Annotated in this window: 11 protein-coding genes; all 11 read right to left on the bottom strand. The window is 55.0% G+C overall.

The annotated features are described in order from the left end of the window. Positions 1-90 precede the first annotated feature (90 nt). The 11 genes from accA to cdsA all read right to left on the bottom strand — a co-directional run bounded on the left by accA (position 91) and on the right by cdsA (position 14,064). Positions 91-1,047 (bottom strand): acetyl-CoA carboxylase carboxyl transferase subunit alpha, encoded by a 957-nt coding sequence (accA, locus tag ACX3P5_RS03315; RefSeq protein ID WP_031375289.1) that lies wholly within the window; start codon positions 1,045-1,047, stop codon positions 91-93. A gap of 12 nt (positions 1,048-1,059) precedes the next feature. Beyond that, entirely contained in the window at positions 1,060-4,542 is a 3,483-nt protein-coding gene (gene dnaE / locus ACX3P5_RS03310; RefSeq protein WP_233985236.1) for a DNA polymerase III subunit alpha, read from the bottom strand. 31 nt (positions 4,543-4,573) lie between these two features. Continuing rightward, positions 4,574-5,200 carry a ribonuclease HII gene (gene rnhB / locus ACX3P5_RS03305; protein WP_262287783.1) on the bottom strand — a complete coding sequence of 209 codons (627 nt, stop codon included), beginning with the start codon at positions 5,198-5,200 and terminating at the stop codon, positions 4,574-4,576. After that, positions 5,193-6,341, bottom strand: coding sequence for a lipid-A-disaccharide synthase (gene lpxB, locus ACX3P5_RS03300; protein WP_458968286.1), 1,149 nt, complete (start codon positions 6,339-6,341; stop codon positions 5,193-5,195). The genes rnhB and lpxB overlap by 8 nt, the downstream gene beginning before the upstream one ends. Before the next feature lie 3 nt (positions 6,342-6,344). Further along, positions 6,345-7,133: an acyl-ACP--UDP-N-acetylglucosamine O-acyltransferase gene (gene lpxA, locus ACX3P5_RS03295; RefSeq protein ID WP_233985239.1), complete on the bottom strand. Its 789-nt coding sequence runs from the start codon at positions 7,131-7,133 to the stop codon at positions 6,345-6,347. Positions 7,134-7,136: 3 nt separating this feature from the next. Then, on the bottom strand, positions 7,137-7,592 hold the full coding sequence (fabZ, locus tag ACX3P5_RS03290; RefSeq protein ID WP_031375286.1) for a 3-hydroxyacyl-ACP dehydratase FabZ: 456 nt from the start codon (positions 7,590-7,592) through the stop codon (positions 7,137-7,139). 152 nt (positions 7,593-7,744) lie between these two features. Next, on the bottom strand, positions 7,745-8,770 hold the full coding sequence (gene lpxD, locus ACX3P5_RS03285; RefSeq protein ID WP_233985240.1) for a UDP-3-O-(3-hydroxymyristoyl)glucosamine N-acyltransferase: 1,026 nt from the start codon (positions 8,768-8,770) through the stop codon (positions 7,745-7,747). Positions 8,771-8,773: 3 nt separating this feature from the next. After that, positions 8,774-9,271, bottom strand: coding sequence for a molecular chaperone Skp (gene skp, locus ACX3P5_RS03280; protein WP_003852644.1), 498 nt, complete (start codon positions 9,269-9,271; stop codon positions 8,774-8,776). A 110-nt stretch (positions 9,272-9,381) separates the two neighbouring features. Further along, positions 9,382-11,793 (bottom strand): outer membrane protein assembly factor BamA, encoded by a 2,412-nt coding sequence (bamA, locus tag ACX3P5_RS03275; protein ID WP_336755807.1) that lies wholly within the window; start codon positions 11,791-11,793, stop codon positions 9,382-9,384. 51 nt (positions 11,794-11,844) lie between these two features. Next, the gene (rseP, locus tag ACX3P5_RS03270; RefSeq protein WP_233985242.1) at positions 11,845-13,194 is read right to left on the bottom strand and encodes a sigma E protease regulator RseP; all 1,350 of its coding nucleotides are present in this window, start codon (positions 13,192-13,194) and stop codon (positions 11,845-11,847) included. A gap of 12 nt (positions 13,195-13,206) precedes the next feature. Then, positions 13,207-14,064, bottom strand: a complete 858-nt coding sequence (gene cdsA, locus ACX3P5_RS03265) for a phosphatidate cytidylyltransferase (protein ID WP_233985243.1) — start codon at positions 14,062-14,064, stop codon at positions 13,207-13,209. Positions 14,065-14,080 lie beyond the last annotated feature (16 nt).

The raw sequence follows: 14,080 nt of genomic DNA, 5'->3' as shown, positions 1-14,080 counted from the left end.
GCAACGGTGGGCATTAAACAGACAGGAGAGGCTGGCGGCATAAAAAAAGCGGACCGGAGTCCGCTTTTTTAGCTATCTACCTAATCAGAATCAGGCGTAGCCGTAGCTCATCAGGCGCTGATAACGACGATCCAGCAGCTCTTCCGTGCTCAGGCCGTCGAGATCGGCCAGGTCGGCCAGCAGCTGCTGTTTCAGCGACTGCGCCATATCGACCGGATGACGGTGCGCTCCACCCAACGGCTCAGGAATTACCGAGTCGATCAGCTTCAGTTCTTTCAGACGGTGAGCGGTAATGCCCATCGCTTCCGCAGCCAGAGGCGCTTTATCGGCGCTCTTCCACAGAATCGAGGCGCAGCCTTCCGGTGAAATCACTGAATAGGTGCTGTACTGCAGCATGTTAACTTTATCGCCCACGCCAATCGCCAGCGCACCACCAGAACCGCCTTCACCAATTACGGTACAGATGACCGGCACTTTCAGGCCAGACATCTCACGCAGGTTGCGCGCAATAGCTTCTGACTGACCACGCTCTTCGGCACCCACGCCCGGATAGGCGCCAGGAGTATCGATGAAAGTGATGATGGGCATTTTAAAGCGTTCAGCCATCTCCATCAGGCGCAGCGCTTTACGGTAGCCTTCCGGTGCTGGCATGCCGAAGTTACGGCGAATTTTCTCTTTGGTTTCACGCCCTTTCTGGTGACCGATGATCATCACCGGACGGCCATCAAGACGCGCAATACCGCCGACAATCGCTTTGTCATCCGCATAAGCACGGTCGCCCGCCAGCTCATCGAAATCGTCGAACGCGTTACGGACGTAGTCAAAGGTATAAGGACGCAAAGGATGGCGCGCCAGTTGGGCGATTTGCCATGCGCCTAAGTCGGCGAAGATTTTACGGGTCAGCTCAACGCTTTTTTCGCGCAGGCGCTGAACTTCTTCGTCCAGATTAACGTGTTTATCATCCTGACGGCCAATCGAGGTCAGCGAATCGATCTTCGCTTCCAGTTCTGCGATCGGCTGTTCAAAATCCAGGTAATTAAGACTCATAATGTTCCTGTTTTAGTCAAACTCCAGTTCCACCTGCTCCGATCCAATCAACGAGCGCAGATCGTTAAGTAAACGATCGCTGGGCGAAATTCGCCACGCTGCACCAAAGCGCAGCTTCGCTCGCGCGTCGGCTCTCTGATAGTAGAGATGCACCGGAATGGTCCCTGAGCGATGAGGTTCCAGGGACTGACGGAGTCGGTTTAATAGCTGGTCATCAATTTGCCTGTCCGTCAGCGAGATAGCAAGTCCGCGCGCGTATTTTTCGCGCGCTTCGTCGATGTCCATGACTTCCCGGGCGGTCATTTTAAGGCCGCCGCTGAAGTCATCAAAGCTGACCTGTCCGCTGACGATCAGGATACGGTCTTTCTCCAGCAACTGCTGGTATTTGTCTAACGCATCGGTAAATAACATCACCTCAAGACGGCCGGAACGGTCGTCCAGAGTACAGATACCAATTCGGTTGCCGCGTTTGGTCACCATTACGCGTGCAGCGATCACCAGACCGGCCGCGACGGTAATTTTACCGCGATCGGTAGGATGCATATCTTTCAGCCGCACCCCGCCGACATAACGCTCAATTTCTTTCAGATACTGATTGATCGGGTGGCCGGTCAGATATAACCCCAGCGTTTCCCGTTCGCCATCGAGCTGAACCTGTTCTGGCCACGGCGTCACGCTGGCGTAGGATTTCTCAACCTGCTCCGGCTCCTCGGCCAGCACGCCGAACATGTCAGCCTGACCAATCGCTTCCGCTTTGGCGTGCTGATCGGCGGCTTTCAGCGCATCGCTGAGTGAACTCATCAGCGCGGCACGGTGCGGTCCGAGACGATCGAAGGCGCCAGACATGATCAATTTTTCCATCACCCGACGGTTGATCTTTTTGGTGTCGGTTCGGGCGCAGAGATCAAACAGTTCGCGGAAGTAACCGCCTTCGTTACGGGCATCAATGATCGCTTCGATCGGGCCTTCGCCGACGCCTTTGATTGCGCCGATACCGTAGACGATCTCGCCCGCTTCATTGACGTGGAACTGATAGAGACCGGAGTTGATGTCTGGCGGCAGCACTTTCAGTCCCATGCGCCAGCATTCATCCACCAGACCCACCACCTTCTCGGTGTTGTCCATGTCAGCGGTCATGACCGCCGCCATAAATTCGGCCGGATAGTGCGCTTTCAGCCACAGCGTCTGATAAGAAACCAGCGCATAGGCGGCGGAGTGTGACTTGTTAAAGCCATAGCCTGCAAATTTTTCTACCAGATCGAAGATTTTCATCGACAGTTCGCCGTCGATGCCCATTCTTTCCGCACCGTCCCGGAATACCGAACGCTGCTTGGCCATCTCTTCCGGTTTCTTTTTACCCATCGCACGGCGCAACATATCCGCGCCGCCCAGGGTATAACCGGAGAGAACCTGGGCGATCTGCATCACCTGTTCCTGATAGAGGATGATGCCGTAGGTTGGTTCCAGTACCGGCTTCAGGCTTTCGTGCTGCCACTGAATATCCGGATAGGAGATCGCTTCACGACCATGTTTACGGTCGATGAAGTTATCCACCATGCCGGACTGCAGCGGACCGGGACGGAACAGCGCCACCAGGGCGATCATATCTTCGAAGCAGTCAGGCTTCAGACGCTTGATCAGATCCTTCATGCCGCGTGATTCCAGCTGGAACACCGCGGTGGTTTCCGAGCGCTGCAGCATGTCGAAGCTTTTCTTGTCATCCAGCGGGATGGCGGCGATATCGATCGGCTCCAGGCCCTGCTTTTCCCGGCGCGGGTTGATCATCTTCAGCGCCCAGTCGATGATGGTCAGCGTACGCAGGCCGAGGAAGTCAAACTTCACCAGCCCGGCATATTCCACATCATTCTTATCGAACTGGGTGACCGGAAACTGGCCGTGCTCATCGCAATAGAGCGGTGCGAAATCGGTAATTTTGGTCGGCGCAATCACCACGCCACCGGCATGTTTACCGGCGTTACGCGTGACGCCTTCCAGCTTACGCGCCATATCAATCAGCGCCTTCACCTCTTCATCCGCATCATACATGGCCGGCAGCTGCGGCTCCGCGATAAAGGCTTTTTCCAGCGTCATGCCCGGATCGGGTGGGATCAGTTTTGAAATGCGATCGACGAAACCGTAAGGATGCCCCAGTACGCGGCCCACATCGCGGATCACCGCTTTCGCCGCCATAGTACCAAAGGTGATGATCTGGGAAACCGCTTCGCGTCCGTACATGTCAGCGACATGCTCAATCACCTGATCGCGCTTTTCCATACAGAAATCGACGTCGAAATCGGGCATCGACACACGTTCCGGGTTAAGGAAACGTTCGAACAGCAGGTCAAATTCCAGCGGATCGATATCCGTGATCTTCAGGGCGTACGCCACCAGCGAGCCGGCACCAGAGCCACGGCCCGGTCCGACCGGTACGCCGTTATCTTTCGACCACTGGATAAACTCCATCACGATCAGGAAGTAGCCTGGGAAACCCATCTGGTTGATAACGTTGAGTTCAATCTCCAGACGTTCATCATATTCCGGGCGTTTCTCTGCGCGTTCCGCTTCATCGGGGAACAGGAAAGCCAGACGATCTTCCAGTCCTTCACGCGACTTCACCACCAGATAATCTTCGGTGGTCATGTCGCCGGTCGGGAATTGTGGCAGGAAATACTCACCCAACCGGACGGTAACGTTACAACGCTTAGCAATCTCTACGCTGTTTTCCAGCGCTTCGGGGATGTCCGAAAACAGCTCGCACATCTCCGCTTCGCTGCGCATATATTGCTGAGGACTGTAGTTGCGTGGACGTTTTGGATCGTCCAGCGTGTAGCCATCGTGGATGGCAACGCGGATTTCATGGGCGTCGAAATCCTCTTCATTAATGAAGCAGACTTCGTTGGTGGCGACGACCGGTACGCCTTCTGCGATTGCCAGTTCAACCGCCGCATGCAGGTAGCTCTCTTCATCCTGACGACCGGTGCGCACCAGTTCCAGATAGTAGCGATCGGCAAAATGCTGCTGATAAAACGCCAGACACTGCGAAACCAGCGCCGTATTGCCACGCAGCAGGCTGCGTCCCACATCGCCGCGACGTCCGCCCGACAGCAGGATCAATCCCTCGTTTAACTCCACTAGCCAGTCACGATCGATGATCGGTCCGGCCACGCCGTAACCTCGCTGATAGGCGCGGGAAATCAATAGCGTCAGGTTCTGATAACCGGTGTTGTTAGCGGCCAGTACCGTCAGTTGGGTTAACTCATCCCCCATCAGTTCGCTGGCGACGTTGAAGTCGGCGCCAATGATCGGCTTGATCCCTGCGCCGTGCGCGCCACCGTAGAATTTCACCAATCCACACAGGTTAGTAAAATCGGTAATCGCCATCGCCGGCATACCCAGGGCAGCCGCCTTCTTGATCAGCGGCCCGGTTTTCGCCAGGCCATCAACCATCGAATAGTCACTGTGGACACGCAGATGTATAAAACGGGGTTCAGCCATATCAGTTTCCGGTTAAAACAGTGTCAGGCTATTAAAGCGTAAGGGGCTGGCGGGCTGCCAGTACGTCGGCATCAATCAGCGCGTTGCGTACCGGAGCAAAACTGCGACGGTGGTGCGGCGTGGCGCCATACTGCGTCAATTTTTCCATGTGCAGCGCCGTCGGATAACCTTTGTGCTGCGCGAAACCATACTGCGGGAACAGCAGATCGAGTTCCGCCATCTCACGGTCACGCGTCACTTTGGCGATGATGGAGGCGGCGCTAATCTCTGCGACCAGGCTGTCCCCTTTCACCACCGCCTGCGACGGCATCGGCAGCGCCGGACAGCGGTTACCGTCAATCAGCACGTAGTCCGGCAGAATGTGCAGACCGGCGACCGCGCGCTGCATTGCCAGCATGGTGGCGTGCAAAATGTTCAGCTGGTCAATTTCTTCCGGTTCCGCACGACCCAGACTCCAGGCCAGCGCTTTTTCTTTAATTTCGTCATACAGCGCCAGCCGGCGTTTTTCTGACAATTTTTTCGAATCCGCCAGGCCAACGATCGGCTTCGCCGGATCGAGGATCACTGCGGCAGTGACGACCGCGCCGACCAGCGGCCCGCGCCCTACTTCGTCCACGCCGGCAATCAGCCCGGCAGCAGGATAGATAAAATCAGGCATTGGCCAGCTCCAGTACCGCATCCGCCGCCTGTTCATCGGCGTTCCAGCGGATCTGTTGATGTAATTCATGAAACGTCTGCAGCAGAGTGTCGCGCTCAGGCCCGGCGTGCAGCAGCGGATCTAAGGCGGTTGCCAGCGCATCCGGCTGACATTCATCCTGCAGCAACTCGGTCACCAGCTCGCGCCCGGCCAGCAGGTTGGGGAGCGAAACGTAGGGCGTTTTCACCAGCCGCTTCGCCAGCCAGAAGGTAGCAGGCTTCATCCGGTAACCGACCACCATCGGGCATTTTGCCAGCATGCATTCGAGTGCGGCAGTGCCGGACGCCAGTAATGCGGCGTCGCTCGCAATCATCGCTTCACGCCCGTGACCATCTAACAGATGCATCGGGAGTTCAGGTGCCACTTCGGCTTTGATTTTCTCAAACTGCTCGCGGCGTCGGGCGTTAACCAGCGGCACCACAATCTCCAGCGCCGGATAGTGCTGACGCAGTCGCTGGGCGGTTCTGAGAAAATCACCGCTGAGCATCTCCACTTCTGCACCGCGACTGCCAGGCAGCAGCGCCAGGCAGAGCGCATCATCGGCAATCGCCAGGTGACGGCGCGCGGCCAGCTTATCGGGTTGCAGCGGCATTGCATCCGCCATGGTATGGCCGATAAAGCGACAGGGGACGTTATAACGATCGTAGAAGGCTTTTTCAAACGGCAGAAACGCCAGCACCAGATCGGTGTTACGGCCAATCTTAAACACGCGCTTTTGCCGCCATGCCCAGACGGACGGGCTGACGTAGTGGATAGTGCGAATGCCCGCGCGCTTGAGGTTGCCTTCCAGCGTGATATTGAAATCGGGCGCATCGATACCGACGAACACATCCGGTTGCAGTTCGGTAAATCGCTGAGTCAGATCGCGGCGAATGGTCAGCAGGCGTCGCAACCGGCCCAGCACTTCAACAATGCCCATCACCGCCAGTTCTTCCATCTCGTACCAGGCTTCGCAGCCTTCCGCCTGCATCAGCGGACCGGCTACGCCAACAAAGCGAGCCTCAGGATGGCGCGCTTTTAACGCGCGGATCAGACCGGCACCAAGAATATCGCCGGAGGTTTCTCCGGCGACCAGGGCAATCGTTAAGGGACGCGCTGACATGGATTAACGAATTAATCCACGGGTTGAGCGGGCAAAGAAATCGTAGAAAGGCTGCACTTCGCTGTGCTGCTTCGCGATCGCTTCAATCTCCGGCTTCACTTCATCCAGCGTTCTGCCGCTGCGATAAAGCAATTTGTAGGCATTACGAATCGCGTGTAGTGACTCTTTGCTAAAGCCACGACGCTTCAGACCTTCAATGTTGATCCCGAAAGGCGTGGCGTGGTTGCCCTGAGCAATCACGTAAGGCGGGACATCCTGCGCTACGCCGGAACAGCCGCCAACCATCACATGCGCACCAATTGTGCACCACTGATGTACCGCCGTCATGCCGCCAATAATGGCGAAATCATCGACCGTGACGTGACCACCCAGGGTCGCGTTGTTGGCGAAGATGCAGCGGTTACCGATCACGCAGTCATGCGCAATGTGCGCATTCACCATCAGCAGATTATCGCTGCCCACCTGGGTGACATGGCCGCCCTGCGTCGTGCCGCGATGAATCGTCACGCTTTCACGGATGCGGTTGCGATCGCCGATTTCAACCCGCGTCGGTTCACCGGCATATTTCAGATCCTGGTTCACTTCACCAATCGAGGCGAACTGATAGATCTGATTATCTTTGCCGATACGCGTATGGCCGTTAATCACGACGTGTGATTTCAGGACCGTTCCCTCACCGATTTCAACGTTGGCCCCAACAAAGCAAAACGGACCAATGTGAACGTTAGCGCCAATAATGGCGCCTTCTTCGATGACAGAACTGGCATGGATAGTGGCGGTAGGATCAATCACGAATTATGCCTCCCGGCTACGGGCACACATCATGGTCGCTTCACAAACGATTTTGCCATCGACGGTCGCCACGCCTTTAAAGCGGGTCAGACCACGGCGGGTTTTCTCGAAAGTGACTTCCATGATCATTTGATCGCCCGGCACGACCGGACGCTTGAAGCGGGCATCGTCGATACCGGCAAAGTAGTAGAGTTCACCCGGTTCCAGTTTACCCACGCTTTTGAACGCCAGAATACCGGTGGCCTGCGCCATCGCTTCCAGGATCAGAACGCCAGGAAAAATCGGTTTACCAGGGAAGTGCCCCTGGAAAAACGGTTCATTAACAGAAACGTTCTTTACTGCGCGCAGGTATTTGTGCTCTTCAAATTCCAGCACACGGTCTACCAGCAGAAACGGATAGCGGTGCGGCAGCAGCTCTAAAATCTCTTCAATTTTCAGAGTATGAGTTTCAGTAGTCAAAATACTCTTCCCGTCCTAAAAATCTGATGACATCAATAACACGGCCTGCACAGATCAATATGATCGTCCGCAGGCCGCAAATAGGTTCTGTGGCGCCTGGCTTCCCTGCTTAACACTTTTATTATGAAAGCCGGTCAGTTTTGGGATGGCGGTTAGTCGTCTTTACCGACCTTGCGCTCGATGGCTTTTAAGCGTTTGCTCATGTCATCGATGTTCATCACCAGCGCTGCAGTTTTGCGCCAGGTTTTGTTGGGTTGTAGCGGAATGCCCGACGAGTATACACCAGGCTCTGTGATCGGACGCATGACCATGCCCATACCGGTCACCGTCACTTTGTCACAGATTTCCATATGACCGTTAATGACGCTGGCACCGCCAATCATACAATAACGACCAATTTTTAAACTACCCGCCATGATCACACCGCCTGCAACCGCAGTATTGTCACCAATAACCACGTTGTGGGCGATCTGACACTGGTTGTCTATGATAACACCATTGCCGATCAGAGTGTTATCCAGCGCACCGCGATCAATGGTGGTACAGGCACCTATTTCCACACGATCGCCGATAATGACAGCACCTAACTGGGGGATTTTCACCCAGTTACCGCGATCGTTGGCATAACCAAAGCCATCAGAACCAATGACGGTACCGGACTGAATCAGACAATCCTGACCGATCTGAATTTCATGATAAACCGAGACATTGGCCCACAAACGCGTGCCGCTGCCGATGCGGGTTTTTTTGCCAACAAAGCATCCCGCGCCGATCACCACATTGTCGCCCAGTTCAACATCCGCTTCGATCACTGCATTCGCGCCAATGGCGACATTCGCGCCGAGTCGGGCGCTGGGATCGATAACGGCGCTGGGCGCAATATTGCTGGCCGGTTGAGGCGTAGTATCGAGTATTTGCGCCATACGCGCATACGTCAGGTAAGGGTTTTTTACTACCAGCGCTGCGGTGTGGCACCACTCCAGATCCGCTTCCGTCAGCACCACGGCTGAGGCCTTAATCAGGGCGAGTTGCTCGCGGTAACGGCTGTTTGCAAGAAAAGTGATTTGGCCAGTTGTGGCGGATTGCATAGAAGCAATGCCGGAGATGACGATATCGCCATCTCCGTGCAATTCTGCATCCAACTGCTGGGCTAAATCAGCCAGTCGAATAGATGACATCAATTATTTAACCTGTTTCAGCACGTCGGCAGTGATGTCTTTTGCGTTTGATGCATAAGCCACCGCGTTAGCGTCGATTACGACGTCGTAGCCATCGCTGTCAGCGACTTTCTTCACGGCATCCTGAATACGGCTCAGCAGCTTGTTACGCTCTTCCATCTGACGACGGCGATTATCCTGCTCGAAAGCCTGCGCTTTAGAGGAGAAGGCTTCACGCTGCGACATCACGTCTTTTTCCATGCGGCTGCGTTCGCTGGCCTTCATGGTAGAACCGTCACGCTGCAGACGCTGCATTTTGGTTTGCAGATCGCGTTCCTGGCTCTGCAGTTCGGTGGCGCGGCCTTTGAACTCATTTTCCAGCTGTTTAGCAACAGTCGCACGTTGCGGTAACTGTTGGAAAATGCTGGACACGTTTACCACTGCAATTTTGTCAGCAGCCTGAACACCAGCGGAAACCGCTAAAGCAAGACCCAGACCTGCGGCACACAACAACTTTTTCACTATAAACTCCTTACCATCAACGTTTGTGTCAGCGACACAGTGTTTGCCCCGGAACAGCAACATGAGCTGCCCGGTAGCAAGACTTCAGCTATGCATCCTTGCTCAGAACATTACCAGGTTTTACCAATGTTAAACTGGAACTGCTCTGACTTGTCTCCATCAATTTTCTTGATCGGCTGGGCGTAAGAGAACACCAGTGGGCCGAGCGGCGACATCCACTGCAGCGCAACACCGCTTGATACGCGGATATTGTTTGGATCGCTGTAGTCCGGAATACCCGCTGCACGCGTTTCCGCCGTATTTTCCCACTTGGTATCCCACGCCGTACCGGCATCGACAAACACCGAGGTACGGACCGAGTTAGCATACTTCTCGCTCAGGAACGGCGTTGGCGTAATCAGCTCCAGGCTGGCTATCGCCATGGCGTTACCGCCCACCGCATCATCCGACTTACAGATACCGTTTGGATCGGCGATCCGGCAGTTGGACGAGTTATTATTGTAGTACGCAGCCTTCGGACCAATGGTATTGGACTGGAAGCCACGAACGGTGCTGGAACCACCGGCATAGAAGTTCTCATAGAACGGCATCTCTTTGCCGTCGAGACCATCGCCATAACCGACACGACCACGGCCTAACAGCACCCAGGTGCGATCCTGGTTAATCGGCACATATTGCTGAGTATCCAGCGTGGCCTTGTAGAAGCTGTTATCCGAACCTGGAATGGTGACCTTACCGTTCAGGTTGGTCCGGTTACCGGAGGTCGGGAAGAAACCGCGATCCAGGGTGTTATAGGTCCAGCCGTAGTTGAAGGTGAAGTCATCTGCTGAGAAATCCCCTTCGTCATTGAGCTGCTGCGGCTTGCCGACCGAATTAAGATAACGCCACATCGCAACCTGCGGCTGCATGTTTGACAGGTCATTATGGACATAGCCCAGACCGACACGCAGGGTGTTGTTTTCATTAATCGGGAAGCCAAGCGTTCCGTCTACACCATAACTTTTGTTGGTATAGTCAGAAAGGTCAGCGTTGTCTGCTTTAAAGTCGTTATAGAACAGACGACCACCCAGACTGACACCGTCAACGGTGAAGTAAGGGTCAGTCAGCGAGAACTCGGCATAGGTCTGGTAGTCGTTTTTGGTACCGCTGATGCCAACGGTATTACCGGTGCCCAGCCAGTTGTCCTGCGTAACGCCGACCTGGAAGCTGACGCCACTTTCGGTGCCGTAACCGACGCCGAAGTTAAAGGTACCGGTGTTACGCTCTTTAACTTTGTAGACCACGTCAACCTGATCAGGCGAACCGGGCACACGCTGCGTATCGACATCGACGGTTTCGAAGTAGCCGGTACGGTTCAGACGCTCTTTGCCCTGCTCAACCAGATCGCTGCCCAGCCATGCCCCTTCCATCTGACGCATTTCGCGACGCAACACCGAATCTTTCGAGGTGTCGTTGCCTTCGAAACGGACGTTACGGACATAGTAGCGGTTGCCGGCATCCACGTTGATATGCAGTTTTACCGTCTTATCGGCATCGTTAATTTCTGGCTGAGAAACCACGCGCGGATAGGCGTAGCCATAGCGACCCAGCAGCTTCTTGATGTCATCTTCCATCTTCGTGACTTTCGCGCCGTTATACAGCTCGCCCGCCGGAATCTTGGTCAGATGTTCAATTTCTGCTGAATGGCCTGCCATGCTGCCATTGACGATCACGCCAGCGATTTTGTACTGATCGCCTTCGGTGATGTTGACCGTAATGTAGATGCCCTTCTTGTCCGGCGTCAGGCTGACCTGCGTGGAGTCGATGTTGAAGCGGGCATAACCGCGATCGAGATAGAAGCTGCGCAGGGTTTCAAGGTCGCCCGCTAGTTTCTGTTTCTGGTATTTACGATCGCCGACCACGTTCCACCACGGCACTTCATCGCGCAGCTGGAAACGGGAGATCAGTTCATCGGAACTGAAGGCTTTGTTCCCGACGATGTTGATCTGCTGAATCTTGGCAGAGACACCTTCGGTGAACACCAGTTTCAGATCGACACGGTTACGCGGCAGCGGCGTAACGACCGCTTTCACGCTGGCAGTATATTTACCGACGCTGTAGTAGAAATCTTCCAGTCCCTTCTCAATGGAAGAGAGCATGGTACGGTCCAGCGCTTCGCCGACGCGTACACCAGAGGCTTCCAGATTTTGTTTAAGCTGATCCTCTTTCACCGCTTTGTTACCGGTGAAGGTAATGCTGGCAATGGTAGGACGTTCTTTGACCTGGACAATCAGCGTTGTACCGTCTCGCAGGACCTGAACATCCTCAAAGTTGCCAGTAGCGAACAGCGAGCGAATGGTATTTCTGACATCATCGTCATTCACCGTATCGCCAACCCGTACTGGCATGCTCAGCAGAGCCGCGCCGACGGCGACTCGCTGCAGCCCTTCGAAATGAATATCCTTCACCACGAAATCGTCTGCACCGTAAACGGTGGCGCTGCTAAACAGCAGCGACGCTATGAGCAACTTTTTCATCGCCATCGTTATTATGCGTTTTCCTAACACATCCCTCGAATGTTCGCGTTTCCGCGATTACAGACGGGAGAAATCATTGAAAAGTGCAAGCCCCATTAACAGCACCAGTAAAATCGAACCGATGCGATAACTAAAGTCCTGAACTCGCTCGGACACCGGTCCACCTTTGATCTTTTCGATCGCCAGGAAGAGCAAGTGCCCACCATCTAAAACCGGCAGAGGAAACAGATTGATGATGCCCAGGTTGACGCTAATCAACGCCAGAAACATCAGGTAGTAAATCAACCCATACTCTGCTGACAATCCTGCACCCTGCGCAATCGAAATTGGTCCGCTCAGGTTGTTCAGCTTTACATCACCGGTTATTAACTTGCCCAGCATAGAAACGGTGAGCTTCATCAGTTGCCAGGTTTTTACACTGGCTTCGCCGATTGCCGCAAACGCGCCATACTGTCTTACCGTTTTATACTCTTCTGGCAGTGGAACAATTCGGGGAATGACGCCCGCAAACCCTTCCGCTTCGTTGCCAGGTTTCGCCTCTGGCGTCATCGTCAGCGTGATGTTGTCACCGCCGCGATCCACCTCAAGCGCCATGCTTTTGCCGGGATTATCCCGGACCTGAGCGACAAAAGCCTGCCACTGCGATAATGGCTGACCATCGACTTTAACGATCCTGTCGCCTGCTTGCAAACCGGCTTCACTGGCTGGCGAGTTCGCCTGAACTTCGGCGAGGGTGGTTTCTATCTGCGGACCGCGCGGACGAATACCCAATGCCACCACCGGGTCCTGCTTATCAGGTTCAAACTGCCAGTTACGTAAATCCAGCGGCTTCTGTTGCGTGGCCTCTTCGCCGAAACGCGCCACGGTTAAGGTGGCAGTGCTGTCGCCGATTTTACCGACCAGCGCCATGCGTACAGCATCCCAGTCAGGCGTTTCGATACCGTCAACCGCCTTTAGTTCCATGCCAGGCTTAATTTGCGCTTCTGCAGCCACCGAACCGTTTAAAATTTCGCCAACGACCGGACGTACGCCAGGCACGCCGTGAATAAACACAACCCAGTAAGCGAAGATGGCGAAAAGGAAATTGGCGATGGGACCGGCCGCAATGATCGAGGCTCGTTGCCAGATAGCTTTGTTATTGAACGCCTGATGGCGCAGCTCAGCCGGTACGCTTTCAACGCGTTCGTCGAGCATTTTGACGTAGCCGCCGAGTGGGATCAGCGCGATAACAAATTCGGTGCCGTGACGGTCGCGGCGCTGCCAGAGTGACTTACCGAAACCGATGGAGAAGCGCTCGACTTTGACACCGCAGCGGCGAGCGACCCAGAAGTGGCCAAACTCATGTACGGTAATCAGCACGCCCAGCGCGACGATAAAGGCGACAAAACTCCAGATTATACTCAACATCGTTGCCTGTCCTTAAAGGGTGCGGAACACCAGCAGCAGTAAACAGGCAAACACCGGCACTGCCGCCGTCAGACTATCGATGCGATCCAGAATGCCGCCGTGACCGGGAATCAGGTTGCCACTGTCTTTAATCCCCGCTTCACGTTTGAACATGCTCTCGGTCAGGTCACCCAGCACCGAGGCCAGCGTGGCGATAATCGCGCAGATCACCAGCGTGCCGGCTGATACCGTCAGCGGTGCCAGCGTGGCAAACAGCAGTGCAATCAGCGCCGACGACACCAGACCGCCAAGAAAACCTTCCCAGGTTTTACCTGGAGAGACTTTCGGTGCCAGCTTGTGCTTACCAAACATTTTGCCAAACATGTAGGCACCCGAATCGGCGCCCCACACCAGCAACATCACAAACAGCAGCCACCAGGCACCGGCGAAATGGTCGGTATCGTAATGATACTGACGCAGCGCCATCATGCCCCAGAAGAAAGGCACCAGCGTTAACACGCCAAACAGTAAGCGGAGCGGACGCGAATGGCGCCAGAACGACGCCGAAGCAGGATAGGAGAGCACCAGCAACAGCGCAACAACCCACCACACCAGCGACGCCCAAAGCGAGGTCGCGACCTGCGGCAGATGCACATCATGTTGATAAGGTGGCAAGGTAAACAGCATCAGCGCCAGCAGCAGCCCACAGAGCACGGCCAGCCAGATGCGTTGTTGACGGGACGCCATGCCAGCCAGTTGCCCCCATTCCCAGGCAGCCAGCATGCAGATAACGATGGTGGTAATAGCAAAACCCACCGGCGGTAACCAGAACAGAGCAGCAATTACCAGCGGAATTAATATCAACGCGGTAATCAGACGAGACTTCAGCAAAGGTTACCCCCAGATT

It is taken from the genome of Pantoea sp. S-LA4, assembly GCF_054482835.1.
The sequence above is the reverse complement of the archived record's forward strand: the minus strand, read 5'-3'. Positions and strand labels throughout refer to the sequence as shown.